This window comes from Enterobacteriaceae endosymbiont of Donacia marginata (genome assembly GCF_012567685.1).
Classification (GTDB): domain Bacteria; phylum Pseudomonadota; class Gammaproteobacteria; order Enterobacterales; family Enterobacteriaceae.
Genome location: NZ_CP046184.1, coordinates 57,657 through 83,920 on the forward strand (window position 1 = coordinate 57,657; position 26,264 = coordinate 83,920).

Consider the following 26,264-nt stretch of genomic DNA (forward strand, 5'->3'; position numbering starts at 1 on the left):
AAAATTTTTAAATAAATAAACGTTTTTCACCATTACCTATGGTATTTAATTGACAGCGATTACAAATATTATTAATTATATTTTTTGAATAATACCAACAACGTTGGCATTTATAATATTTTGATTTTTTAATTTTAAAACTTTTTATTAATTTATTTATAGATGTTTTTTCTTCATAATAAAAAGAAATATGAGATACTAATAATAAGAAACGTAATTCTGTACCTAACATTATTAATTTTTTATAAATATTTTTATTTACAAAAACAGTAATATTTGCTTCTAGAGAACTACCTATAATTTTTCTTTTTCTTGCATATTCAATTATTTTATTTATTTCATCTTTAAAAATAAAAATATCCTTCCAATATTCATAATTCATTTTATTACTTGATGATAAATAAAATAATTTCGAATACCATTCTGCTGTAAAAACATATTTAGATCTTTTCCCTGGAATATAATTCCAAATTTCATGAGCTGTAAAAGATAAGATTGGAGCTATCCATCTTACTAAAGATTCAAGAATCATATATAAAGATGTTTGACAACTTAGTCTTTCTATACTATATCTTTTAAATGTATACTGTCTATCTTTAATAATATCAAAATAAATAGATCCTAAATCTATAGAACAAAATTGCATTATTTCCTTTATTACATTTTTTATATTATAAATATTATAGTATTTTATAATTTTATCTTGTGTAATTTTTGTTTTATGTATAATCCATTTATCTAGTACTAACATATTTTTTTCTTGTATTATATTTTTTTCTGGTATAAACTGATCTAAATTAGATAATAAAAATCTAACTGTATTACGAATACGTCTATAGGTTTCTGTAATTCTTTGTAAAATATTTGAAGATATATTTATTTCATTAGTATAATCTGTAGAAGCAACCCATAATCTTAAAATATCACTACCTAATGTATTTACTATATTTTGAGGTTTAATAATATTTCCTAAAGATTTAGACATTTTTTTACCATGATTATCAACAGTAAATCCATGACTTATTACTGTTTTATATGGAATATTATTATCTATAGCTGTTGAAATAATTAATGAAGAAATAAACCATCCTCGATATTGATCATTTCCTTCTAAATATATATCAATTTTATTATTTTTAAATTCTTCAATTTGTTTAATAATAGAACGATAAGTTGATCCAGAATCAAACCAAACATCTAATACATCTATTACTTTATCATATAAGCAAGCATCTTCCCCTAAAAATTCTTTAATATCTAAATCCCACCATGCTTGAATACCATTTTTTTCAATCATAGAAGCTATTTTTTTAATAAATTTTAGAGAATTAATATGTATTTTTTGTGTTTTCTTATTAATAAATAAAGGAATAGGAATGCCCCATATTCTTTGTCTAGAAATACACCAATCAGGTCTTTTATCTAACATTAAATTCATTCTTTCATAACCCCAACTAGGTATCCATTCTACTTTCTTTATTAATTTTTTTGCTGATTTTCTAAGATTTTGTTTATCTATACTAATAAACCATTGTGGAGTAGATCTATATATAATTGGTATTTTATGACGCCAACAATATGGATAATTATGAATATAATTATCTATTAAAAATAATGTATTTTGTTCTATTAAGATTTGAGTAATTATTTTTTCAGAAGAAAAAATATTAATTTTATTTAACTTAGGATGTATTCCATTTTTAAAAAATCCTTTTTTATCTATAATATTTTTTAAACATGTTATTTTATGTTTATTACATATATTATAATCATCTAATCCATGATTAGGTGCCATATGGACAATACCAGTACCTGATTTTTCAGAAACATAATTATCTATAATAAGAGATGAAATATTATTATTAATTGGATTTTTTATTAAAATATTTTTAAAAAATTTACCTTTTATTTCTAATAAAATTTTCCATTCTCTAATTTTTTTTTTATTCATAATAACATTAACTAAATTCTTAGCTATGATAATAATATTTTTATCAATTTTAATTAATTGATAATATATTTCTGGATGTAAAACAATTGCTCTATTTGCAGGTATAGTCCATGGAGTAGTAGTCCATATTAAAAAGGAAATATTATAATTTTTTATTTTTATATTTAAATTTTTTTTAAAAAAATTAGTGTTAATTATATTAAACATAACATAACATGTTAATGTTTTTTTTTTAACATAATCAACTTCAGCTCCTGCTAGAGAAGAAAAACATTTTGTACACCAATGTACTGGTTTTTCTCCTTTATATATATAATTATTTTTAATGATTTCCCCTAAAGTACGAACAATATTTGCTTCTGTTTTAAAATTCATTGTTAAATAAGGATTTAACCAATCAGCACATATTCCTAACCTCATAAAATCTTTTTTTTGTTTTTTAATTTGTTCAAACGCATATTTTCTACATTCAATTCTAAATTGTTTTTTAGAAATTTTTTTATTTTTTTTTTTTAAAATTTCTTCTACTTTTTGTTCTATAGGTAACCCATGACAATCCCATCCAGGGATAAATGATGTATAATATCCATCCATATTTTTAAATTTTATAATAATATCTTTTAAAATTTTATTAAAAGCATGACCAATATGAATATTACCATTAGCATATGGTGGCCCATCATGTAAAATAAATTTTTTTCTATTTTTTTTAGTATTTGATATTTTTTTATATAAATTATCTTTTTCCCATTGTTCTAATATAGTTAATTCATTTTTTGTTAAACATGCTTTCATTGGAAATTTTGTTTTTGGTAAATTTAAATTAAATTTATTTTTCATACTAATTATCTTTAATTTATTTTTAATTTAATAAAATTAATAAGTATAAATTTTATTTTATTTATATATAGATATTATATATAATAGTATTTCATGTAAATATTTAATTTTTATAAAAAAATAAAAATTATTAATATAATTAGAAGGAATTTTTATATGGCAAATATAAAATCATCTAAAAAAAGAGCTTTAAAATCAGAAGAAAAAAGAAAACATAATATTAATTATCGTTCTATGTTACGTACTTTTATTAAAAAAGTTAAAAATGCTATTTCTGATAAAAATATTGAATTATCAAAAAAAAATTTTCAAAAGATGCAATCTGTTATTGATAAACAAGTACAAAAAAAGTTAATTCATAAAAATAAAGCATCTCGTTATAAATCTAGAATATATAATAAGATTATAAATCTTCTTTAACTATTATTAATATTAATTAAATACTAAAATAATGAATATTCATTTAATGAATGTACCTGTGCCTATTACTTTAACAAAAAGAGCATTAAAAAAAATCAAAAAATTATACAATAAAAATATAAATTTTAGAATATTTATTTTAGGTGGAGGATGTAGTGGGTTTAAATATGACTTTATTTTAGATAAAAAAATAAAAAAAAATGATATTGTAATAAATTTATCAGATATTAATATTGTAATAGATAAAATAAGTATGCAATATTTATCAGGAAGTATTATTGATTATATTGAAAGTATTGAAGAATCTAAATTTATTATTAAAAATCCATATATGAAAAATACATGTAATTGTGGTTCTTCTTTTGATATTTAATATAAAAAATTTATTAATATAAGGAAAAATTTATGTCCAATACAAAATTAGTATTATTACGTCATGGACAAAGTGAATGGAATAAAAAAAATTTATTTACTGGATGGCATGATATAGAATTATCTCCAGAAGGAGAGATTGAAGCAATACAAGCAGGTAAAGTATTAAAAAAAAATAATTTTAAATTTGATTATGCATATACATCTTTTTTAAAAAGAGCAATAAATACTTTATGGTTAACTTTAAAAGAATTAGATCAACTTTGGATTCCTGTTAAAAAAACATGGAGATTAAATGAAAGACATTATGGAAAATTACAAGGAATGAATAAAGATGAAATTACAAATAAATTTGGTATAAAAAAAGTACAAAAATGGCGTCGTAGTTTTATTTCTGAACCACCATCATTATCAATTAATGATCCTAGATGGTCCAGATTTGATCAAAAATATTCTAAATTAGAAGATTATCAGTTACCTTTATCAGAAAGTTTATCTAAAACTTTAGAAAGAGTAATATATATATGGAAAAATAGTATATCATCTAAAATTATGAATGGAGAACGAATTATTATTGTTGCTCATGGTAATTCATTAAGAGCTTTAATTAAATATATTGAAAATATTAATGATGCTGATATTATTAATTTAAATATTGCTACTGGTATTCCTATAATTTATGAATTTGATAATAATCTTAATTATAAAAAAAAATATTATTTAAATAATTAATATATAATAAAATATTATTTTATTTTTTTTTAGATCCAGCTTGGATAACTGTAACTGCAATTGTATAGATTATATCTTCAATTGAAGCACCTCTTGAAAGATCGTTAATTGGTTTTTTTATCCCCTGTAATATAGGACCTATAGAAATTATTTTAGATGTTCTTTGAACTGCTTTATAAGTAGTATTACCGGTATTAAGATCAGGAAAAATAATAATATTCGCTTTCCCGGCAACTAAAGATTTTGGTGCTTTATATTTACCAATACTTTTTATAACAGCTGCATCATATTGCAATGGTCCATCTATTATTAAATTTGGTAATTTATTTTGTACTAATTTAGTTGCTTTATATACTTTTTCAACTTCAATACCTGTACTAGAATTACCAGTTGAATAAGAAATCATTGCTATTTTAGGTTTTATATTAAATAATTTACTAGTTTGTGCTGATTGTATTGCTATTTCAGCTAATTGTTTATAATTAGGATTAGGATTAATTGCACAATCACTAAATATTAATATATTTTTAGGTAATAACATAATAAATATTGATGAAATTATAGAATATTCGGGTAAAGTTTTAATAATTTGTAATGCAGGACGTATAGTATTAGCAGTTGTTGCATTAGCTCCAGAAACAATACCATCTACTTCATTATTTTTTAACATCATAGTAGCTAAAAACATGTTATCTTTTAATAATTTTATAGCATTATTTTCATTCAATAATTTATCTTTTCTGATATACATTAATTTTTCTATATAATTATTTCTAATATATTTAGGATCAATAATATTCATATTATCATTTAAATCTATATTATTGATTTTAGCTATATTTATAATTTCTTTTTTATTACCTAATAATATGCATTTAGCTATATTTTTTTTAGAGCATATTGCTGCTGCTTTAAGAGTACGTAATTCATTACCCTCCGGTAATAATATTGTTTTTTTAAATTTACAAGCTTTATTAATTAAATTATATTTAAATATAAATGGGGAATTATAAATTTTATAATTTATATATTTTTTATTATTTAGAATTTTAGAGGGAATATATAAATTAATATAATTAATAATATTTAATATTAATTTATCATCACTAGTTGGGAAATTATTTTTATAAATACTCTGTATTTTTAAATAAATTTTATAAAAATTATTTTTTGTGTATATAAGATATATATTATTATTAATAATTTTAGAAAATTTTTTTATAATTAGATCAGATTCTTTTTTAATAAAATCTGTAAATAATATAGCTTTACAAAAAATATTTTTAGATAAAATATTATATATTTTTTTTATATTTTGATTATCTTTTAAAGATATAATAATTAAAGACTTAACAAAAAATTCTTTATTTACAAAAATTTGCTTATTAAAAAAAATAATATATTTAATATTATTATATTTCAAATTAATAGGTAAATTACAATTTAAATATATGCATATAATTTTTAAATCTATTCCAAATATAAAATTTTTTAACCATGGAATACATATAATCTTTTCTTTATTAAAAGATAATAAATTATTATTTATAATATTTTTTTCTTTTTTTAAAAAGAAATTTTTAAATATATTTATATTATAAAAAAAAGGATTACTATTTTGATTAGTGAATTTTTCTTTAACAAAAGAAAATATATATTTTGATTTTAAATCATATATATTTTTTTTAAAAATAATATCAATTATTGATTTTGTTTTTTTTAAAGTTTCATTTTTTGAACACATAGATGTAACAAAAATAATTTTTGCATCAAATATATTTGCTATATCACAATTTAATTTAAATAATATTTGCTCAATATAAAAAGGTATTATTCCTTCTATTAAGATAATATCTGTATTTTTTATATTTTGAAAATATTTTTTAATTATATTTTCAATAATATTATTATATGTAGTGTCATTATTTAATAAATTAATATCATTAATTTTTAATGAATTAATAGATTTTATATTAAGATTATTATATTGATTTAAAATATTATTAGTGTAATCAAAATTATAATTTTCTATTTGAGAAATAGGTTTAAAAAATTTACATCTTAATTTTTTATTATTAAAATAATTTAATAATCCTATATTTATACTAGTAAAAAAATGAATATCAATATTTATTGGTATTGACATAATTATTTTTAGCATATTATTATACACCTTTAATGTTAATTAATTTTTTATATTATTTATTATTAATTATAATATTAAATGTATCTTGTGCTATCATTAATTCTTCATTTGTAGGAATAATTAATATTGGTATACTATGAGTAGTATTTATAAGTCCAGTTTTACCAAATTTTATTTCATTATTTAATTTATGATCGATAAAAATATTTAAAATTTTTAATTTTTCTATTGTTTTTTCTCTAATTAATACGCTATTTTCTCCAATACCTCCTGTAAAAATAATTGCATCTATTTTTTCTTTCATTAAAATACTATAGGAAGCTATATATTTAGCTAAACGATATATAAATATATCAGCAGCTCTTTTTATTTTAATATCTTTAAAATAATTATTTTCAATATATCTAAAATCACTAGTTATAGTTGTTAACCCTAACATGCCTGATTTTTTAGTTAAAATATTATAAATTTCATCTATTTTAATATTTAAAATATTAAACATGTAAAAAATAATTGCAGGATCGATATCTCCACATCTTGTCCCCATAACTAGCCCTTCTAAAGGAGTTAATCCCATTGAAGTATCAATACTTTTACCATTTTGTATCGCAGTAATAGATGAACCATTACCTAAATGGCATGAAATACAATTTAATTTATTTAATGGAATATTTAATATTTTTGCAGCAATTTTGGTAACATATCTATGACTAGTACCATGTGCTCCATAACGACGTATTTTATATTTTTCATAAAATTCTATTGGTAAAGCATATAAATATGATTTTTCAGGAATTGTTTGATGAAAAGAAGTATCAAAAACAGCAATTTGTTTATTTTTTAAATGAGGTAATATTTTAATTATTTCTTTAATACCTATTAATTGAATAGGATTATGTAAAGGAGCAAAAATTGATGCATTTTTTATTGCTTTTAAAACTTTTTTTGTAATAATTACAGATTGTATAAATTTTTCTCCTCCATGTACTACCCGATGACCTACTGCTAATATATTATTATATAATAAATTTTTTTTTAAAATAATATTTATTATATAATTTAATATTATTTTATGATTAATTTTTGAATAAAAAATTTTTTTTTTTTTTATATTATTAAAATACCATTTAACATAAGAATGTTTAGTATTAAAATTTTCAGCTAAACCAAACAATAAAATTTTTTTTTCTAAAACATTGATAACTGAAAATTTTAAAGATGAACTACCGCAATTAATCACAAGTATCAATTTATTTGACATTTATTTTCCTAAATAAATATTTTAATAAATATATTTTATTATATATAAAAAAATCTTAAAATTATATATAAGATATATGATAAATTTATTAATAATAAAAAATATAATATATACATCATCAATAATTTAATATATTATATATTTAAATGGCGCATTGGCAGAATGGTTATGCAGAGGATTGCAAATCCTTTTATTTCGGTTCAATTCCGGGATGCGCCTTGTATAAAATAAAATAATTTATTTTTATTTTGCCCAGATGGTGGAATTGGTAGACACAAGGGACTTAAAATCCCTCGGCATTTATATTGCTATGCGGGTTCAATTCCCGCTCTGGGTATTTATGTTTTTTATAAAAAATATTCATATTTTTGTAAAATATTATTAAAATAAATAAAGAAAAACGATTGTTTTTTATTTAAAAAATAATTATATAAATTTTTATCAATATGTTTTAATGAATATAATAAAATAAAAATTATTAAATATCCTTTTAAAATACCAAAAAATAATCCTAATATTTTGTTAAAATTATTTATATAATAAAAATATATAATTTTTTTATTTAAAAATTTTTTAACTATATTTCCTGATATTATGGTTAATAAAAAATAAATAAATAATAAAAAAATTTTTTTAAAATAAAAATTAATTATTGTATAATCTTTTATAATCAGGAAATAATCATAATATTTTCTAGATAAATAAAAAGATATAAACCAAACAAATATTGTTAATATTTCTTTTATAAATCCTCTAATAAAACTAAATATCGTGGAAAATAACAATATTAATATAAATAAATAATCAATTATTAACATATTTTTTATATATTTCTTTATTTGTATTAAATTATTTAAAATTTTAAAATAATTTAAAATAGTAAAAAATGAACTAAATTATACAATTTATTCAAAACAAAATCTTTTTTTTAAAAAAAATTTATTAAATTAATTTTTTAAAAAAAAATAGATTATGTTTTATATTTGGAATTCTAAAATGTGTTGGATATTCAACTCCTGCTAAAAATAAACCATTTGGTTTTACTGTAACTGCGGCTTTAGTTCTATCTTCAGATTTAATTAATTCTAATAACCAATCTTCGTTTTGATTACCAATACCTATTTCTATTAAACTTCCTACAATATTTCTAACCATATGATATAAAAAAGCATTTGCTTTTATATCTAAAATAATATAATTTCCATATTTTTTAATGTCACAATTTAGAATATTTCTAAAAGAAGATCCATTTTTTTTTTTTCCAGATTGAAAAGAAGAAAAATTATGTTCTCCTAATAAATATTTCATTGCATTTTTTATTTTTTTAATATTTAATTTATGATTAGATAAAGTACTTAAATTATTAAATATTGCTGATCTATATTTATTATTATAAATAATATAAAAATATCTACGAGATAGAGCGCTAAATCTAGCATGAAATTCTTTTTTTACTGATACTATCCATTTTATAACTATATCTTTAGGTAAAAGACTATTTATCCCTAAAATCCATGATTTTTTTTTTCTAAAACTATATGTTTCAAAATGAACAACTTGGCCTAAACTATGTACTCCTATATCAGTTCTCCCTGCACAAAAAATAATTACATCATGATTAGCTATTTTAGAAATAACTTTTTCTAAATATTCTTGTATAGTTTTTTTTTTATGATATTTTTTTTGTTTTTGCCATCCATGATAATTAGTACCATTATATTCTACACCTAATGCAAATTTATATTTTTTTTTAAATTTTAAATTTATCATTTTATATTTATATACCTTAAGATATGTTAAAAATTGTATTTTACTAAAAATTAGTTACATTTTTTTAAAAATTCTATAAAATAATATTTTAATAATTTAAATAAAATTTAAAAACATAATTATGTGTGAGTATAAATATAATGAAAATATATAAAAAAAATAATAAATTTGTTAATAAAGTATTAAAATTAATTACTACTATATTTATAGTATACTCAACAATTATATATGCAAATGAAAATATATTTAATATTATATCTCAACCAGAGATTGATGTTAAATCATATATTTTAATAGATTATAATACAGGTATTATTTTAACTGAAAAAAATTCAAACGATATTCAAAAACCGGCTAGTTTAGCAAAAATTATGACTAGTTATGTAATAGGAAAAGCATTATCTAAAAATAGAGTACATCGAAATGATGTGGTTACGGTAAGTAAAAATGCTTGGGCTGCAGGAAATAATGAATTTAATGGTTCATCATTAATGTTTTTAAAAATAGGAGATCATATTTCTGTAAAAAATTTAATTAAAGGAATTATATTACAATCAGGAAATGATGCATGTGTTGCTATAGCAGAATATATATCTGGTAATCAACAAAATTTTGTTAGATTAATGAATTTTTATGCACAAAAAATAGGATTAAAAAATACTTTGTTTAAAAATGTACATGGATTAGATGAAGATGGGCAATATACATCAGCAAAAGATATGGCTATTATGGGTAAATCTTTAATTCACGATTTTCCTTATGAATATAATATATATAAAGAAAAAAAATTTACTTTTAATAATATTTCTCAAAAAAATCGTAATTTATTATTATGGGATAAAACATTAAATGTAGATGGTATTAAAACAGGTCATACTGAAAATGCTGGTTATAATATAATTGCTTCAGCCACAAAAAATAATATGAGATTGATTGTTGTTATTTTAGGAGATAAAACTGAACAATATCGTAAAAAAAATAGTAAAAAACTATTAAATTGGGGTTTTGAAACATTTCGTACAATTAATCCAATAAAAAAATATCAAAAAATAGCTTCTATTCCAATTTTATATGGTAAACAGAGTTATGTTAGAATTGGAATTAAAAATAATGTTTTTTTAACAATACTTAAAAATCAAGAAAAAAAAATAAAAATTTTATATCATGTAAAAAATAATAAAATATTTGCTCCAATTTATAGAAACCAGGTATTAGGTCATTTAACCTTTATGATTCATAATCATATAGTTGGTCATTATCCATTAATTGCATTAGAAAATATACCAAAAGGTAATATTTTTATTCGTTTATTAGATTATATAAGATTATTATTAAGTAAATGGATACACCAATAAAAATATAATAATATCATTTATATAAAAAATAATGTATAAAAAAAATTTTATTATAAGAGATTTAGGTATAGAATCATGGTATATAACTTATAAAAAAATGTATAATTTTAATTATATAAGATCTAATAATACATTAGATGAAATATGGTTAGTTGAACATAATCCTATTTTTACTCAAGGAAAATTATCTAAAGTAAAAGATATATTATTTTATAATCATAAAATACCAATTTTTAATACTGATAGAGGAGGGAAAATTACTTATCATGCTCCAGGACAACAAATTTTATATATTTTAATTAATTTAAGAAAAAGAAAAATAAAAATTAAATCATTAATTTTTATTTTAGAAAAAACAATTATTAATATATTATTATACTTTGGAATAAAACCTGATTATTCTTTTAATCATATGCCTGGTGTGTATGTAAATAATAAAAAAATAGCATCTATAGGGATAAAAATTTCAAAAGGATTTACTTCACATGGAATGTCATTTAATATTAATATGGATTTATTACCTTTTAATTATATTAATCCTTGTGGATTATATAAATTACAAATGACACAAGTAAAAGATTTTATTCCATATATAAAAATAATGACAATTAAAAAATTATTAATAAAAGAATTTTTATTCTTAATTAATAATATTTAAAATAAATTAAATTATTTTTTTTTTAAAATTTTTATTTTATAATAATATTATATATTTTTTAAAATAAATAATTTATATAATATGAAACAAAAAATTTTAAAAAAACCTAATTGGATTAAAATTAGATTTTCAGTAAAAAAAATTAATAAAATAAAAAAAATTAAATCTATTTTAAAAAATAATGGATTATATTCAGTATGTGAAGAAGCTTCTTGTCCTAATTTAATCGAATGTTTTGGAAAAGGACAATTAACTTTTATGATTTTAGGTAATATATGTACAAGAAATTGTCCATACTGTGATGTAACTCATGGTAGACCAAAAATAAAATATGATGAAAATGAAGCTTCTAACTTAGCTAAAATAATTTTTAAAATGAAATTAAAATATGTTGTTATTACTTCTGTAAATCGTGATGATTTACATGATGGAGGGGCAAATCAATTTATTAATTGTATAAAAAAAATACGAGAAAAAAATACTAATATCAAAATTGAAATTTTAGTTCCTGATTTTAAAAATTGTATAGAAAAAGCTTTAAATATATTAAGTTATGAATTGCCTGATGTTTTTAATCATAATATAGAAACAGTAGAACGTTTATATTATAAAATACGTCCTGCCGGAAAATATCAAAAATCTTTAATATTATTAAAAAAGTTTAAAAACTTATTTCCTCATATTATGACTAAATCAGGATTAATGGTCGGATTAGGAGAAACAAAAAAAGAATTATTTAATACTATAAAAGATCTAAAATATAATAAAGTCGATATCCTAACCATAGGTCAATATTTACAACCTAGTAAAAATCATATACCTGTTTATAAATATCTTAATTTAAATGAATTTTATCAAATTAAAAAAGAAGCAGAAAAAATTGGTTTTAAAAAAGTAATATGTGGTCCATTTATACGTTCTTCATATAATGCTGAAAAATTTTTCTTTTAGAATTATGTTTATTAAAATAAAAGATGCCTCTGATAAAATTTAAAAATTTTATTTTTAATTATTTATAATTAATAAAATAAAAAATTTTTTATTTATTAATTCAAATAAATAAATGTTTTAAATAATTTTAATAAAAAATAAATTTTTCAGAGGCAATTTTATTAAACCTTTTTCTTACTGACTAAGGAAATTTAAAGAGCAACAACATTAGCAGCAGAAGGTCCTTTGGCTCCGTTAGTAATTTCAAATTCTACTCTTTGGCCTTCGGTTAGTGTTTTAAAACCACTACTTTGAATTGCAGAAAAATGTACAAAAACATCTTTACTACCATCTTCAGGAGTAATGAAACCAAAACCTTTAGATTCATTAAACCACTTAACGTTACCTTTAATCTTGGACATCAATTATTACCTTTACATAAAAATAGACACCAAATTTGTGTCATTTAAAAGTACATCAATTAATAATACATTTGTCTAGTGAAACAAATCAAAAAAGTGATAAATATCAAATTTTTGATTTTTTTTTTAAAAAAAATATTTATTTTTTTTTAAAATATATTAAATTTATTGATATAATGTGGTTTTTTTAGGATTAAATTTTTATGGATTTATTATTAGGAAAAAAAATATTAATTACTGGGATTTTAAATAAATATTCGATTGCATATGGCATAGCTTGTACTATGTACAAACATAAAGCAAATTTAATATTTACATATCAAAATAAAAAAAATAAAGAAAAGATAAAAAAACTAGCAGGGAAAATGACAAAAAATCCACTTATAAAGTGTGATGTATCTAAAGATACTGATCTTAAATATTTATTTTTTAAAATATCACAAATATGGAATAAATTTGATGGTTTTGTACATTCTATTGCATTTGCGCCTAATAATACTTTAAAAGGAGATTTTATTAAAAATACATCTCGTTTAACATTTCAAATTTCACATGATATTAGTTCTTATAGTTTATTAGGTATGGTAAAAGAAAGTATAAATATATTAAATGAAAAATCTTCAATTATTGTATTAACTTATTTAGGATCAAGAATTGTCATCAATAACTATAATATTATGGGATTAGCAAAATCCTCATTAGAGGCTAATATTCGTTATATCGCATGTAATATTGGTAATAAAAATATTAGAATTAATGGTATTTCACCAGCTCCATTAAAAACTAGTGCATCTTCACAAATAAAAAATATTAGTAATATCATAAAATTATATAAAAAAAATAGTCCTTTATCAGAAAAAATTACTATAAAACATATAGGTAATGTTGCCACTTTTTTAGCTTCTGATTTATCTTTAGGTATAACGGGAGAAATAATAAACTTAGATTCTGGATTTAATATAAAATAAATATTTGAAAAATAAATTAATAAATGATAATTTTTAAATTTAAATAAATATTTTTTATACTATATGTTTTTATATATAAAAATAAATTTTTTATACTTAAGGAATAAATATGATAATCGGGATACCTAAAGAAAAATATTTTAAAGAAAAAAGAATAGCTATGACTCCTTTAAATATTAAAAAATTAATAAAATTAGGATTTAAAGTATATGTCGAAAAAGATGCTGGAATTCTTTCTTATTTTCAAAATCAAGATTTTATAAATGCAGGAGCAAAGATAGTAGAAAATAAAAAAATTTGGGAATCTAATATAATAATAAAAATTCATCCTCTTGATATAGAAGAAACTAAACTTATAAAAAATAATAGTATATTGATTAGTTTTATTTGGCCAAACAAAAATAGTATTTTGTTAAATATTTTAGTAGAAAAAAATATAACTACTATTGCAATGGACACAGTTCCCAGAATATCTAGAGCACAATCTTTAGATGCATTAAGTTCCATGAATAATTTATCTGGTTATAGAAGTATTATAGAATCTATAAATTTATTACAAAGAACTCCAAATGGACAAATAACTGCTGCAGGCAAAATATTACCAGCCAAAGTGATGGTTATTGGAGCAGGGGTAGCTGGATTATCGGCTATTGGTACTGCTAAAAGTTTAGGAGCAAAAGTAATCGCTTTTGATAAAAGGAAAGAAGTAAAAGAACAAATTCATAGTATGGGTGCTGAATTTTTAGAATTAAAAGAACAACAAGAAGATAATGATAATGAATATAAAACTCTTTCATCTAAAAAAAAATTACAATTAGAAAAAGATTATTTTACTAATATTGTAAAAACAACAGATATTATTATTACAACAGCAGTAATTTTAAACAAAAAAGCACCTATTTTAATTACTAAAGATATGATTAAATTAATGAAACCAGGTAGTATTATCTTTGATCTTGCAATTGAAAATGGGGGTAATTGTGAATTAACAGAAATAAATAAAATAATTACTACAAATAATAATATAAAAATATTAGGATGTACTAATTTACCTAGTAAATTAGCACCACAAGCTTCACAATTATATAGTACTAATATTATTAATTTAATGAATTTATTATCTAAAAATAATTTAGGTAAAATTTCTATTAATTTAGAAGATGAAATTATAAGAAATATGACTATTATTTATGATAAAAAAATTATTTGGCCTGCCCCAAAAATTATATTAAAAAAAACAAAAAATGATATAGAAGAAAAAAATAATTTCGAAAAAAATAAAAATAGTGTAAATATAAAAAAAAATACATGTTTTTTTAAAAGTAATTATTTTTTATATACTATAGGATTATTCTGTATTTATTATATAACAAATTTTATTCCTTATGAAATAATACCTCATTTTATAATCTTTTTATTATCTTGTATAATAGGATATTATGTGGTATGGAATGTAGATCATAAATTACATACTCCATTAATGTCTGTTACAAATGCAATTTCTGGTATTATTATTATTGGTTCTATATTACAAATAAATAGTAATTATTTTACTATAATTATATTATCATCTTTAGGAACTTTATTATCTAGTATTAATATTTTTGGAGGATTAACTATTACTCAACGTATGTTACAAATGTTTCGTAAAAATTAGGAGAATTTATAAATGTTTTTTGATAGGTCATTAATATTTATATATACTATATCAGCAATATTATTTATATTAAGTATTGCAAGTCTTTCAAAGAAAGAAACCTCCCAAAGAGGTAATTTACTTGCTATTAATGGTATGCTGATTGCTATTATAATAACCATATTAAAATCACCAATTAATAATATTGGTTATGTATTTGGGGCAATTTTTTTAGGAGCAATTATAGGAATTAGTATTTCTAAAAAAATTGATATGACTAAAATGCCCCAATTAATTGCAATATTACATAGTTTTGTTGGATTAACTGCTATTCTTGTTGGATTTAATAATTATTTATCATTAATTTATAATAAAAACATATTTTACAAAAATATTGATATTCAATTAGTGGAAATATTTATTAGTATTTTTATTGGTTCAATAACTCTAATTGGATCTATTATTGCTTTTAATAAATTATCTGGATTTATTAAATCAGAAACTTTAAATATTAAACATAAAAATAAAATACATATTTTAACTTTATTTACATCATTTATATTTATGATAATTTTTTTAAAAACACATAATATAAAATTACAAATTACAGTTTTAGGTTTAATATTTTTAATTTCACTAATATTTGGTTTTCATTTAATAATGAGTATTGGTGGAGCAGATATGCCTGTAGTAATTTCAATGTTAAATTCATATTCAGGATGGGCAGCTGCATCCTCTGGATTTATGTTAACTAACGATTTATTAATTATCACTGGAGCGTTAGTTGGGTCTTCTGGAGCTATACTTTCATATTTAATGTGTAAAGGTATGAATAGATCATTTATTAATGTACTTATTGGAGGAAATAATAAATTTTCTAATCAAAACAAATCTATTTTAAAAAATAAAGATATTAAAAATTATAAGAAAATATCTATTGAAAACACAGTAGATATATTAAAAAATTCTAATAGTATTATTATTGTTCCCGGATATGGTCTGGCTGTATCTCAAGCACAATATCCTCTTTCTGAGATAGTTAAAAAATTACTTTTATTAAATATTACTGTAAGATTTGCTATTCATCCTGTAGCAGGACGTTTACCAGGACATATGAATGTTTTATTAGCAGAAGCTCATATACCATATGATATAGTTTTAGAAATGGATGAAATTAATAAAGATTTTATTAATACAGATACTGTATTAGTAATAGGAGCTAATGATACAGTTAATCCATCAGCACAAGAAGATATTAATAGTCCTATATCAGGAATGCCTGTTTTAGAAGTATGGAAAGCAAATAATATTATTATTCTTAAAAGAAGTATGAGTCAGGGATATTCAGGAATTAATAATCCTCTATTTTATAGAGATAATAGTTATATGTTATTTGGGGATGCGAAAGATTTAATAAATAAAATTTTAAAAATAATCTAATAAAAAAGTTTACTCATTGTATATAAATAAAAAAATACTAGAGTAAACTTTACTTATATTAAAATAATTAAATAGATATTTTTAAAATTAAATTTTTTATAGAATAAAAATATTTAAGGTCTTTTTACTGGAGAAGTCGCATATCTTTTAGCAGCATGTCCACCAGCACCTTTTTTATTATTTAAATTGAATGATGAATTTATTAATTTATTATTATAACAATTTGTAAAATTACTCTGTATTTTTTTTTCACTTGATGAAATATAATTTCTATATAATTTCTTTTTTGTTATAAAATTATTATTTTTTATTTTAGAACTATTTTTATAAAAAAAATCAGAAATAATAATATTTGTTGTTTTGAACATTATTTTTTTTTTATTATGTAATTTAATTTTATCTAATACGATTTTATTAATTTTAATATGATTTTTAAATTTATTGAATTCTATTCTCTTTTCTAAAGAAATATTAGATATATTAGTTTGCTTATCATTATTAGAAATTTTACTATTACTAGTAATAGTATTACTATATTTTTTTTTACGAAAATAATAATTTTGATTGATTTTTATTTTTAAAAAATTTTTTAATTTAATATAATTAAAATTATTTTTATAATTTTTTTGGTTTTTAAAAATTAAATTATTATTTAATTTTACTGGTTTTAATTCATTTTTTATAAATTTTAATTTAGAAATAGGTATAATTTTTTTTTTATCCCAAATTAAAAGTTTTTTTTCTGTATTTAAATTAATTTTATCAGAAATATTATTAATATTTTTATTAAAATTATATTTTTTATTATTGAAAAAATATTTATTAAAAGTATTTAAAATAATTTTATTTGTAAAAATTATTTTTTGTATAAAAAAATTTTTTATTTTTTTAATATAAAATTTTTTTCTATTTAAAAAATTAAATAATTTATTTATTATATAAAATGGATATTTTTTTTTTTCCATTATAGTTTGATTATATATATTTAATGTTTTAATTTTATTATTTTTATCTATTATATTTTCATGTAAAAATTTATTTTTAAAATAATGATAATTATAAATATTTGCATTTAATTTACTAATTTTTTTAATTATAAAATAAACATTTTTTTTATCTTCTCCATGTTTTATTCGTATAATAGAATAATTAGGTGTATTTAATTTATCATTAGGGATGATGAATGTTCTTATCTTTCTATTTTCAATTGCATTCACTGCATTTCTTTTTTCATTTAATAGATAAGATGCTATTTTTACAGGAACTATAGCGTATACTTCTTTTGTATTTTCTTTAAAAGATTCTTCTTCTATTAATCTTAAAATAGATAAAGATAAAGATCTACTATCTCTTAAATTTCCATTACCTAAACATCTAGGACATAAATAATAATTAGATTCTTTTAAAGAAGATCGTAGTCTCTGACGAGACATTTCTAGTAATCCAAATTTTGAAATATTATTTATTTGAATTTTCGCTCTATCTTCCCGTATATTATTAAGTAATCTTTTTTCTACAGCTTTTTTATTTTCTAAAAGTGACATATCAATAAAATCAATTACAATTAATCCACCTACATCGCGTAATCTTAATTGTCGAATAATTTCATCAGCAGCTTCTAAATTAATATTTAATGCAGTTTCTTCAATATCTATACCTTTAGTAGCTTTAGAAGAATTTACATCAACTGATGTTAATGCTTCTGTAGTATCAATAATAATTGATCCTCCTGATGATAATCTAACTTTTCTTTGAAAAGCTGTTTCAATTTGTGATTCTATTTGATAATGACTAAATAAAGGAACAGTTCCTGTATATAATTTAATTTTATGATTTAAATCTGATCTTCCTAAAATATTAATATGTTTTTTTGCTAATTTTAATATTTTAGGATTATCAATTAAAATTTCATTTATATCTTGATATAAATAATCACGCAATGCTCTGATAATTATATTACTTTCTTGATATATTAAAAAAGGTGCTGATTTATTTTTAGCTATTTTTTTGATCATATTCCAATGTTTTAATCTAAATTTTAAATCTGATTTAAATGTTTCTATATCTTTACCTAATCCAGCAGTACGAATTATTAAACTCATATTATTGGGTAAATATAATAATGATAATATTTTTTTCAAATTTCGTCTATTTTCTCCTTCTATTTTTTTAGATATTCCATTTGCACTGGGATTATTTGGCATTAAAACTAGATAACTTCCAGCTAAACTAATAAATGTTGTTAATGATGCTCCCTTATTTCCCCGTTCTTCTTTACTTATTTGAACAATAATTTCTTTACCAATTGATAAAGAATTTTTTAAATTTAATTTATTAAATAAATTTTTATTATTATCATTAGATAAATATTCTTCTGTAATTTCTTTAATTGGTAAAAAACCATGTTTATCTACTCCATAATCTACAAATACCGCTTCTAAACTTGGTTCAATACGCGTAATTTTACCTTTATATATATTAGATTTTTTTTGTTTATAATTAGAATTTTCTATATCTAAATCATATAATTTTTGTCCATCTACTAGAGCAACACGTAACTCTTCATGTTGAGTAGCATTTATTAACATTCTTTTCATAATAACTTACTCATGTATTTTTTTATAAATTGATTAATATTTTTATATAAAATAAAAAAATTATGTAACAAGAAAATTGTATTTAATATTTTATGAATAGGTTTAAATTAAAAATTTTAATTATTTTAAAATCATAAAATATATTTTATGATTATTTATAATTTATAAAAAAATTTTATAAAATATTTTCTTTATTTAAAATATTTTATTTATTTTTATTTTATAAAATTATTTATTAAATAAATAATAACATAAATTTTTATTTTAAAATAATCATTTTATATGGAAAATATATTAAATATTATTATATTTTTTTATAATTATTAATTATATTAATAATAATTAATTTACCTTAAAAAAATTTCTATAATTTTATGTATAAAATAATAAAGAATAAAATCATAACTATCCCATCTACTATTGAAAATCAAAGAGTTGATAATTTTTTAATAAATAAATTTAAAAATGTTCCTAAAAGTAGGATATATAGAATGTTAAGAACAGGAAAAATAAAAGTTAATAAAAAAAAAATACTTCCAAATTTTAAAATTAAATCTCAAGATATAATTAAAATTTCTTTTATTTATATAAATAAAATAAAACCTATTAAAAATAATATAATATTAAGTAAAATAAAATTTTTTAAAAAAATGATAATTTTTGAAGATGAATATATGTTAGCTATTAATAAACCTTCTGGTATAGCAGTCCACGGAGGTAGTGGTATTAATTATGGTATTATTGAAAATTTTAGATATTTATTCAAAAAAATAAAGTTTTTAGAACTTGTACATAGAATTGATAAAGAAACTTCTGGAGTTTTATTAATAGCTAAAAAAAGATCAATATTAAAAATATTACAACAACAATTAATAGAAAAAAAAATACTTAAAGAGTATATAGCTTTAGTTAAAGGAAATTGTTTTGAAAAAAAAGATATTTATATTAAAAATTTTTTAGTAAAAAATTTTTTAAATAAAAAAATTAAAGTAAAAATAGATCATAATAAAGGAAAATATTCAGAAACTAAATTTAAAATTATTAAAAATTATAAAAATTTTATGTTAATAAAAATAAATCCGTTAACAGGCAGAACACATCAAATTAGAGTTCATATGGCTTATTTAAATTATCCTATAATTAATGACCAAAGATATGGTGATAATAGTTTAAACTCTAAATTTAGAAAAAATTTTAATATAAATAGATTGTTTTTACATGCAAAAAGTCTACAATTAATACATCCTAAAAATAATAAAGAAATTAAAATTTATGCTCCATTAAGTAATGAATTAAATAATTGTTTGCTAAATTTAGAACATTACTAAATAATATTGCATATATAAATAAACATATTTATAATATGTATATAATTTAATTTAAATAATATATTATATCAAAATTTAATAAAATAAAAAAGGTATATAAATAATAATATGGCTGTTCAAAAACATAAAAAATCAAGATCTAAAAGAGGTATGAGACGGTCTCATAATAAATTATCTAATAATAAATTTTTATTAATTAATAAAAAAACAGGTAAAAAATATTTATTTCATCATATGACTGATGATGGATTTTATAAAGGTATACAAATTATAAATAAAAATAATAAATAATTATAAAAATTTTTAAATATTTATTATAAAAGATATAAAATATGAAAAAATTTGCTGCTATTTTCCCTGGGCAAGGCACCCAATTTATTAAGATGATATATTCATTATATATAAAATATAAGATTATAAGAGATACATTTAATTCTGCTTCAGAAGTTCTGCAATATGATTTATGGAATATTATTAAAAATGGCCCATTAAAAAAATTAAATATAACATATTATACTCAACCTGCTATTTTAACTACATCTATAGCTATATATAGATTATGGTTACAAAAAAATAATATTATACCTAATATAGTTACTGGATATAGTTTAGGTGAATATACTGCTATGGTATGTAGTGATATTATTAGTTTTATAGATGCTATTAAAATAGTAAAATATCGAGGTAAATTAATGCATCAAATATCATCTAATTTAAATGATTTCAATATAAATGGATATTATATGCAAACCATTATTGGTTTAAAAAAAAAAAAATAGAAAAAATTTGTAAAAAAATATCTAAGAATAATTATATTATATCAATAGCTAATTATAATTCTTCAAATAATATAACAATTAGTGGAAATAAATTAGCTATAATAAAAGCTATTAAAATATTTAAATCTTTAGGTGCATCTACAATACCTATTAATATAAATATACCTTCTCATTGTTTATTAATGAAACCTATAGCATATAAATTTAAAAAATTTTTAGATAAAATTATTATTAATAAACCAAAAATTAAATTTATTAATAATGTAAATTGTAAATATGAAAAATCACCTAAAAAAATTAAAAAAAATTTAGTAAAACAACTATATTCTACAGTTAATTGGGTAGGATGTATAAAATATATAGAACAACACAACATATTTAATGTAATAGAATTTACACCTAAAAATATGCTTAAAAAAATATCAAAAAAAATTACAAATAATATTTGTATAAATTCAATTTATAACTTAAAAACATTTCTTTTAACATCAGAAAAATATAAAATTTGTAATTAATAATATGTTAAAAAATTTTAATTTAAAAAATAAAATAGCTTTAGTAACAGGAGCAAATAAAGGAATAGGCTATAGTATAGCTAATACATTCATAAAATATGGAGTATATGTAATAGGTACATCAACTAATATTTATGGAATAAAAAAAATTAATAATTATTTAGGAAAAAATGGAGTCGGGTTAATTCTTGATTTAAAAAATAAATCACCTTATATTATTAATAATTTAATTAGATATATTATTAAAAATTTTAAAACTTTAGATATACTTGTTAATAATGCAGGAATTATATATGATAAACTTGTATTAAATATGAAAGATTATCAATGGGATAATGTTTTACAAATTAATTTAACTTCTATTTTTAGAATTTGTAGAGAAGTTATTTATTATATGATAAAAAGATCATTTGGTCGTATAATTAATATTAGTTCAATTGTTGGCATAACTGGTAATATCGGGCAAGCTAATTATGCAGCATCAAAATCAGGAATTATTGGATTTAGTAAATCTTTAGCTAAAGAAGTAGCTTCAAAAGGTATTACTGTAAATGTTATATCTCCTGGATATATTAAAACTGATATGACATCACATCTTAAAAAAAAAAATTATGATAATATCATATCACAAATTCCATCTAAACGTTTTGGTTATCCTCAAGAAATAGCTGATGCTGTAATTTTTTTAGCTTCTGATAAAGCATCTTATATAACAGGAGAAACACTTAATATTAACGGGGGATTATATATGGGGTAATTTTATTATTTTATTTTTTTACAAATTATCCTAAAATAATTTTATAGGAAAATATAACGAGTATGAGTAATTCTATTACTAAACGTGTTAAAAAAATTATTATTGATCAATTAGGAATAAAAAAAGAAGATATTACAAATTCTTCTTCTTTTAAAGAAGATTTAGGAGCAGATTCTCTTGATACTATTGAAATTATAATGGCATTAGAAGAAGAATTTAATATTGAAATTTTAGATGAAGATGCTGAAAAAATTACTTCTATTCAAGAAGCTATTAATTATATTAATAATTATAAAAATTAAAATTTAATTTAAATTATGGAATTAAGAGTAAGTAACATATTTTACTCTATTCCATAATAATAAATTTTAAAGAATATAATTTTTTATATAGAAGAAATATATAATGTTGAAACGTAGGCGTGTAGTAATTACTGGTATTGGCATGATTTCCCCAATAGGAAATACAATAGAATCTAATTGGTATAATCTTATTAATGGTAATAGTGGTATTGATATAATTAATCATTTTAATACCGATCAATATAAAACTAAAATTGCTGGATTAATAAAAAATTTTAAATATAAAAATCATTTTTTTAATAGAAAAAAAAAAAATATTGATTTATTTATCCAATATGGATTAATAGCATGTCATGAAGCTATTAATAATTCTGGGTTAATACTTAATAAGTATGATAATCCTAGATTTGGAATTGCTATAGGTTCTGGATTAGGAGGAATGAATTTAATAGAAAAAAATACTCAAATTTTAAATAAAAAAGGTCCTAAAAAAATTACTCCATTTTTAATGACATCAACTCTTATAAATATGTTAACAGGAAATATTGCAATTAATTATAAATTAACAGGTCCTAGTTTGACTATTAGTACAGCTTGTAGTTCTGGGATAAATAATATTGGTATTGCTTTTAAAATTATATCTTATAATGATGCTGATGTTATGATAACTGGGGCATCAGAAAAAGCTGTAACTCCTTTAAGCTTAAGTGGGTTTTCTTCAATGAATGCTTTATCAAGAAGAAATCATCAACCACAACAAGCAAGTAGGCCTTGGGATAGAGATAGAGATGGATTTGTTCTAGGAGATGGAGCAGGTATTTTAATTTTAGAAGAATATACTCATGCTAAAAAAAGAAATGCGAATATTTTTGCAGAATTAGTAGGTTTTGGTATGAGTAATGATTCATATCATATAACTTCACCACCTATAAATGGTAAAGGGGCACAATTAGCAATGTTTAATGCATTAAGAGATGCAAATCTTAATCCTGAAAATATTAAGTATATAAATGCACATAGTACATCAACAAAAATAGGAGATATAGCAGAAGTAAATGCTATTAAAAAAATTTTTAAAAACAACTATTATAAATTATTTGTAAGTTCTACTAAATCAATTACCGGACATTTATTAGGTGCTGCTGGAGCAATTGAATCTATTTACTCTATTTTATCTTTAAAAAATCAAATAGTTCCTCCTACAATTAATTTAGATAATCCTGATAAAAATTTAGATTTAGATTTTATTCCTAAAATTTCACGAGATGTTAAAAATATGAAATATGTATTATGTAATTCTTTTGGTTTTGGTGGATCTAATGCTACATTAATTTTTAAAAAAATATAAAATTTTAATTTTAAATATTTTTATTTAAAAAAATGAATGTTAGTTATATGATAATATATAAATATCTAATTTTAAAAAAAAAATGAATAAAAAAAAATTTATTGTAATAGAAGGAATAAACGGTGCAGGAAAAACTACTATTTGTAATTATATAATAAAATTACTAAAAAATTTTAATATTAAAAATATTATTAAAACTCATGAACCTGGAGGTACTCCAATTGCAGAAAAATTAAGAAAGATTATTAAATTTTCTCAAGGAGAAAAAATCTCTTATAAAACAGAATTATTATTAATATATGCAGCTAGATTACAATTATTAGATAATATTATAAGAAAAAATATTAATATAAATTGGATTTTATCAGATAGATATGATTTATCTACATATGCCTACCAAATAGGTGGAAGAAATATAAATAAAAAAAACATCTTATTTTTACAAAATTTTATTAAAAATAATATAAAACCAGATATAATTATTTATTTAGATGTAAATCCAGTAATTGCTTTACAAAGAATAAATAATAAAAATTATGATAGAATTGAAAAAGAATCTATAAATTTTTTTTCTAGAGTAAGAAAATATTATTTAAGAATAGCAAAAAAAAATAAAACTATAAAAATAGTTGATGCCAATAATAAATTAAAAAATGTAAAATCATCAGTAAAAAAAATTATTAATAAATTAATATTAGTATAAAATGAAAAAATATCCCATATTACCATGGTATCCATGGTTAAATTTTTTTTATAAAAAAATAATTTATCAATTTTTAAATAAAAAAAATTACAAAGCTTATATTTTTTGTTCTTTAAATGAATTAGGGACAAATAATTTAATTTATGCTTTAACTAAATGGATTTTTTGTATTAATAAAAAAAAATTATATAGTTGTTCTAAATGTCAAAATTGTATTTTAATAGAGAATCATATTCATCCTGATTTACATATTATTAAAAATAATAAAGAAAAAAATAGTATTAGTATCGAAATAATTAGAAATCTTACTGAAATAATTTATCAATCATCTTATAAAGATATGGGTAAAATTATATGGTTTCCTTATGCTAAACAATTAAATATTTCATCTAGTAATGCTCTTCTAAAAATTTTAGAAGAACCTTCAAATAATATTTGGTTTTTTATACAATGTACTCATAAAAATGAATTATTACCGACAATATATAGTCGTTGTCAATTTTGGAATATATATCCTCCTAATGAAAAAATAGGTACATTATGGTTAAAAAAAAAAATAAAAAACTATAAAATTTTTAAAAAAAAATCATTAAAAACTGCATTACGTTTATGTAATTATTCTCCAATTAAAGCATATCAATTATTAAATAACGTAATATGGAAAAGTAGAAATACTTTTTATACTATTTTAGTATCTTCTTTAGAAGAAGATATAATGAAATTATTATCTATTTTAAATAGTAAAAATATTCTATTATATTTAAATTGGATTTATTTAATTTTATTAGATGTTATTAAAATACATTTAAATATAGATAAAAAATTTTTATACAATTTAGATCACATATACTTAATATATAAAATATCTAATTTAATTATAGTAGATAAAATTTTATTAATGGTAAAAAAAATATTATTTTATAATAATCTGTTAATAAAGATTAATAATATTAATCATGAATTAGTATTAATTAATTTATTATTATCTTTAGAAGAGATATATAAATCTAATAATAAGTATTAATAATATTTAT

The 26,264-nt window shown here is 19.3% G+C and carries 25 protein-coding genes and 2 tRNA genes; 20 read left to right on the forward strand and 7 right to left on the reverse strand.

From position 1 onward, the window contains the following. Positions 1-7 precede the first annotated feature (7 nt). A complete protein-coding gene (gene ileS, locus GJU04_RS00310) occupies positions 8-2,791 on the reverse strand; it encodes an isoleucine--tRNA ligase (RefSeq protein WP_168892926.1) in 2,784 nt (927 codons plus the stop codon). Between the two features lie 156 nt (positions 2,792-2,947). Between ileS and rpsT the strand changes: the two genes are divergently transcribed. From rpsT to gpmA, 3 genes are read left to right on the forward strand one after another with little or no spacing between them, the layout of a single operon-like run. Continuing rightward, on the forward strand, positions 2,948-3,211 hold the full coding sequence (gene rpsT / locus GJU04_RS00315; protein WP_168892927.1) for a 30S ribosomal protein S20: 264 nt from the start codon (positions 2,948-2,950) through the stop codon (positions 3,209-3,211). Positions 3,212-3,242: 31 nt separating this feature from the next. Next, the gene (erpA, locus tag GJU04_RS00320; RefSeq protein ID WP_246208782.1) at positions 3,243-3,584 is read left to right on the forward strand and encodes an iron-sulfur cluster insertion protein ErpA; all 342 of its coding nucleotides are present in this window, start codon (positions 3,243-3,245) and stop codon (positions 3,582-3,584) included. 32 nt (positions 3,585-3,616) lie between these two features. Next, a complete protein-coding gene (gene gpmA / locus GJU04_RS00325) occupies positions 3,617-4,315 on the forward strand; it encodes a 2,3-diphosphoglycerate-dependent phosphoglycerate mutase (RefSeq protein WP_168892928.1) in 699 nt (232 codons plus the stop codon). A gap of 19 nt (positions 4,316-4,334) precedes the next feature. Here the strand turns inward: gpmA and pta are convergent, their stop codons facing one another. Beyond that, on the reverse strand, positions 4,335-6,476 hold the full coding sequence (pta, locus tag GJU04_RS00330; protein WP_168892929.1) for a phosphate acetyltransferase: 2,142 nt from the start codon (positions 6,474-6,476) through the stop codon (positions 4,335-4,337). A gap of 37 nt (positions 6,477-6,513) precedes the next feature. After that, positions 6,514-7,722 (reverse strand): acetate kinase, encoded by a 1,209-nt coding sequence (locus GJU04_RS00335; RefSeq protein WP_168892930.1) that lies wholly within the window; start codon positions 7,720-7,722, stop codon positions 6,514-6,516. A gap of 148 nt (positions 7,723-7,870) precedes the next feature. Between GJU04_RS00335 and GJU04_RS00340 the strand changes: the two genes are divergently transcribed. Both GJU04_RS00340 and GJU04_RS00345 read left to right on the forward strand, forming a co-directional pair. Continuing rightward, positions 7,871-7,941: transfer RNA gene (locus GJU04_RS00340), tRNA-Cys, on the forward strand. 31 nt (positions 7,942-7,972) lie between these two features. After that, positions 7,973-8,059: transfer RNA gene (locus GJU04_RS00345), tRNA-Leu, on the forward strand. A 10-nt stretch (positions 8,060-8,069) separates the two neighbouring features. Here GJU04_RS00345 and GJU04_RS00350 read toward each other — a convergent pair. After that, entirely contained in the window at positions 8,070-8,540 is a 471-nt protein-coding gene (locus tag GJU04_RS00350; protein ID WP_168892931.1) for a CvpA family protein, read from the reverse strand. 124 nt (positions 8,541-8,664) lie between these two features. Next, a complete protein-coding gene (gene truA / locus GJU04_RS00355) occupies positions 8,665-9,492 on the reverse strand; it encodes a tRNA pseudouridine(38-40) synthase TruA (RefSeq protein ID WP_168892932.1) in 828 nt (275 codons plus the stop codon). A 140-nt stretch (positions 9,493-9,632) separates the two neighbouring features. Between truA and GJU04_RS00360 the strand changes: the two genes are divergently transcribed. The 3 genes from GJU04_RS00360 (at position 9,633) to lipA (ending at position 12,456) form a co-directional block, all read left to right on the forward strand. Then, positions 9,633-10,847: a serine hydrolase gene (locus GJU04_RS00360; protein ID WP_168892933.1), complete on the forward strand. Its 1,215-nt coding sequence runs from the start codon at positions 9,633-9,635 to the stop codon at positions 10,845-10,847. Positions 10,848-10,878: 31 nt separating this feature from the next. Beyond that, positions 10,879-11,505, forward strand: a complete 627-nt coding sequence (gene lipB, locus GJU04_RS00365) for a lipoyl(octanoyl) transferase LipB (RefSeq protein ID WP_168892934.1) — start codon at positions 10,879-10,881, stop codon at positions 11,503-11,505. A gap of 63 nt (positions 11,506-11,568) precedes the next feature. Further along, positions 11,569-12,456, forward strand: a complete 888-nt coding sequence (gene lipA, locus GJU04_RS00370) for a lipoyl synthase (protein WP_281351277.1) — start codon at positions 11,569-11,571, stop codon at positions 12,454-12,456. 191 nt (positions 12,457-12,647) lie between these two features. On the opposite strand, the gene cspE is transcribed toward lipA, so the two are convergent. Then, positions 12,648-12,857, reverse strand: coding sequence for a transcription antiterminator/RNA stability regulator CspE (cspE, locus tag GJU04_RS00375; protein WP_168820769.1), 210 nt, complete (start codon positions 12,855-12,857; stop codon positions 12,648-12,650). A gap of 203 nt (positions 12,858-13,060) precedes the next feature. On the opposite strand from cspE, the gene GJU04_RS00380 reads away from it, so the two are divergent. The 3 genes from GJU04_RS00380 (at position 13,061) to GJU04_RS00390 (ending at position 16,901) form a co-directional block, all read left to right on the forward strand. Then, positions 13,061-13,825: an enoyl-ACP reductase FabI gene (locus GJU04_RS00380; protein WP_168892936.1), complete on the forward strand. Its 765-nt coding sequence runs from the start codon at positions 13,061-13,063 to the stop codon at positions 13,823-13,825. Between the two features lie 109 nt (positions 13,826-13,934). Beyond that, complete coding sequence (locus GJU04_RS00385; protein ID WP_168892937.1) at positions 13,935-15,482, forward strand: Re/Si-specific NAD(P)(+) transhydrogenase subunit alpha; 1,548 nt, start codon at positions 13,935-13,937, stop codon at positions 15,480-15,482. A gap of 12 nt (positions 15,483-15,494) precedes the next feature. Beyond that, positions 15,495-16,901, forward strand: a complete 1,407-nt coding sequence (locus GJU04_RS00390) for an NAD(P)(+) transhydrogenase (Re/Si-specific) subunit beta (protein ID WP_168892938.1) — start codon at positions 15,495-15,497, stop codon at positions 16,899-16,901. Between the two features lie 113 nt (positions 16,902-17,014). Here GJU04_RS00390 and GJU04_RS00395 read toward each other — a convergent pair whose 3' ends face one another. Further along, complete coding sequence (locus GJU04_RS00395) at positions 17,015-19,498, reverse strand: Rne/Rng family ribonuclease (RefSeq protein WP_168892939.1); 2,484 nt, start codon at positions 19,496-19,498, stop codon at positions 17,015-17,017. A 374-nt stretch (positions 19,499-19,872) separates the two neighbouring features. Between GJU04_RS00395 and GJU04_RS00400 the strand changes: the two genes are divergently transcribed. The 9 genes from GJU04_RS00400 (at position 19,873) to GJU04_RS00440 (ending at position 26,254) form a co-directional block, all read left to right on the forward strand. Then, positions 19,873-20,826 carry an RluA family pseudouridine synthase gene (locus GJU04_RS00400; protein WP_168892940.1) on the forward strand — a complete coding sequence of 318 codons (954 nt, stop codon included), beginning with the start codon at positions 19,873-19,875 and terminating at the stop codon, positions 20,824-20,826. A 108-nt stretch (positions 20,827-20,934) separates the two neighbouring features. Continuing rightward, positions 20,935-21,117, forward strand: a complete 183-nt coding sequence (gene rpmF, locus GJU04_RS00405) for a 50S ribosomal protein L32 (protein WP_168892941.1) — start codon at positions 20,935-20,937, stop codon at positions 21,115-21,117. 41 nt (positions 21,118-21,158) lie between these two features. Further along, a complete protein-coding gene (locus GJU04_RS00410; protein WP_168892942.1) occupies positions 21,159-21,605 on the forward strand; it encodes an ACP S-malonyltransferase in 447 nt (148 codons plus the stop codon). Between the two features lie 182 nt (positions 21,606-21,787). Continuing rightward, positions 21,788-22,120: a hypothetical protein gene (locus GJU04_RS00415; RefSeq protein WP_168892943.1), complete on the forward strand. Its 333-nt coding sequence runs from the start codon at positions 21,788-21,790 to the stop codon at positions 22,118-22,120. Positions 22,121-22,124: 4 nt separating this feature from the next. Beyond that, positions 22,125-22,877 carry a 3-oxoacyl-[acyl-carrier-protein] reductase gene (fabG, locus tag GJU04_RS00420; protein ID WP_168892944.1) on the forward strand — a complete coding sequence of 251 codons (753 nt, stop codon included), beginning with the start codon at positions 22,125-22,127 and terminating at the stop codon, positions 22,875-22,877. 62 nt (positions 22,878-22,939) lie between these two features. Next, positions 22,940-23,179 carry an acyl carrier protein gene (gene acpP, locus GJU04_RS00425; RefSeq protein ID WP_168892945.1) on the forward strand — a complete coding sequence of 80 codons (240 nt, stop codon included), beginning with the start codon at positions 22,940-22,942 and terminating at the stop codon, positions 23,177-23,179. Positions 23,180-23,285: 106 nt separating this feature from the next. Continuing rightward, positions 23,286-24,527 (forward strand): beta-ketoacyl-ACP synthase II, encoded by a 1,242-nt coding sequence (fabF, locus tag GJU04_RS00430; RefSeq protein ID WP_168893272.1) that lies wholly within the window; start codon positions 23,286-23,288, stop codon positions 24,525-24,527. A gap of 82 nt (positions 24,528-24,609) precedes the next feature. Next, positions 24,610-25,230 (forward strand): dTMP kinase, encoded by a 621-nt coding sequence (gene tmk, locus GJU04_RS00435; protein ID WP_168892946.1) that lies wholly within the window; start codon positions 24,610-24,612, stop codon positions 25,228-25,230. 1 nt (position 25,231) lies between these two features. Then, complete coding sequence (locus GJU04_RS00440) at positions 25,232-26,254, forward strand: DNA polymerase III subunit delta' C-terminal domain-containing protein (protein ID WP_168892947.1); 1,023 nt, start codon at positions 25,232-25,234, stop codon at positions 26,252-26,254. Positions 26,255-26,264: the final 10 nt, after the last annotated feature.

Excerpts from the sequence above, each read along its gene's own strand:
- GJU04_RS00350 (WP_168892931.1), bottom strand. The coding sequence starts at position 8,540 with ATGTTAATAATTGATTATTTATTTATATTAATATTGTTATTTTCCACG.
- GJU04_RS00385 (WP_168892937.1), top strand. The coding sequence starts at position 13,935 with ATGATAATCGGGATACCTAAAGAAAAATATTTTAAAGAAAAAAGAATA.
- GJU04_RS00440 (WP_168892947.1), top strand. The coding sequence starts at position 25,232 with ATGAAAAAATATCCCATATTACCATGGTATCCATGGTTAAATTTTTTT.
- GJU04_RS00415 (WP_168892943.1), top strand. The coding sequence starts at position 21,788 with ATGAAACCTATAGCATATAAATTTAAAAAATTTTTAGATAAAATTATT.
- GJU04_RS00410 (WP_168892942.1), top strand. The coding sequence starts at position 21,159 with ATGAAAAAATTTGCTGCTATTTTCCCTGGGCAAGGCACCCAATTTATT.
- lipB (WP_168892934.1), top strand. The coding sequence starts at position 10,879 with ATGTATAAAAAAAATTTTATTATAAGAGATTTAGGTATAGAATCATGG.
- pta (WP_168892929.1), bottom strand. The coding sequence starts at position 6,476 with ATGCTAAAAATAATTATGTCAATACCAATAAATATTGATATTCATTTT.
- GJU04_RS00335 (WP_168892930.1), bottom strand. The coding sequence starts at position 7,722 with ATGTCAAATAAATTGATACTTGTGATTAATTGCGGTAGTTCATCTTTA.
- GJU04_RS00380 (WP_168892936.1), top strand. The coding sequence starts at position 13,061 with ATGGATTTATTATTAGGAAAAAAAATATTAATTACTGGGATTTTAAAT.
- rpmF (WP_168892941.1), top strand. The coding sequence starts at position 20,935 with ATGGCTGTTCAAAAACATAAAAAATCAAGATCTAAAAGAGGTATGAGA.
- fabG (WP_168892944.1), top strand. The coding sequence starts at position 22,125 with ATGTTAAAAAATTTTAATTTAAAAAATAAAATAGCTTTAGTAACAGGA.
- rpsT (WP_168892927.1), top strand. The coding sequence starts at position 2,948 with ATGGCAAATATAAAATCATCTAAAAAAAGAGCTTTAAAATCAGAAGAA.
- tmk (WP_168892946.1), top strand. The coding sequence starts at position 24,610 with ATGAATAAAAAAAAATTTATTGTAATAGAAGGAATAAACGGTGCAGGA.
- acpP (WP_168892945.1), top strand. The coding sequence starts at position 22,940 with ATGAGTAATTCTATTACTAAACGTGTTAAAAAAATTATTATTGATCAA.
- GJU04_RS00360 (WP_168892933.1), top strand. The coding sequence starts at position 9,633 with ATGAAAATATATAAAAAAAATAATAAATTTGTTAATAAAGTATTAAAA.
- cspE (WP_168820769.1), bottom strand. The coding sequence starts at position 12,857 with ATGTCCAAGATTAAAGGTAACGTTAAGTGGTTTAATGAATCTAAAGGT.
- erpA (WP_246208782.1), top strand. The coding sequence starts at position 3,243 with ATGAATATTCATTTAATGAATGTACCTGTGCCTATTACTTTAACAAAA.
- gpmA (WP_168892928.1), top strand. The coding sequence starts at position 3,617 with ATGTCCAATACAAAATTAGTATTATTACGTCATGGACAAAGTGAATGG.
- GJU04_RS00395 (WP_168892939.1), bottom strand. The coding sequence starts at position 19,498 with ATGAAAAGAATGTTAATAAATGCTACTCAACATGAAGAGTTACGTGTT.
- truA (WP_168892932.1), bottom strand. The coding sequence starts at position 9,492 with ATGATAAATTTAAAATTTAAAAAAAAATATAAATTTGCATTAGGTGTA.
- GJU04_RS00390 (WP_168892938.1), top strand. The coding sequence starts at position 15,495 with ATGTTTTTTGATAGGTCATTAATATTTATATATACTATATCAGCAATA.
- ileS (WP_168892926.1), bottom strand. The coding sequence starts at position 2,791 with ATGAAAAATAAATTTAATTTAAATTTACCAAAAACAAAATTTCCAATG.
- GJU04_RS00400 (WP_168892940.1), top strand. The coding sequence starts at position 19,873 with ATGTATAAAATAATAAAGAATAAAATCATAACTATCCCATCTACTATT.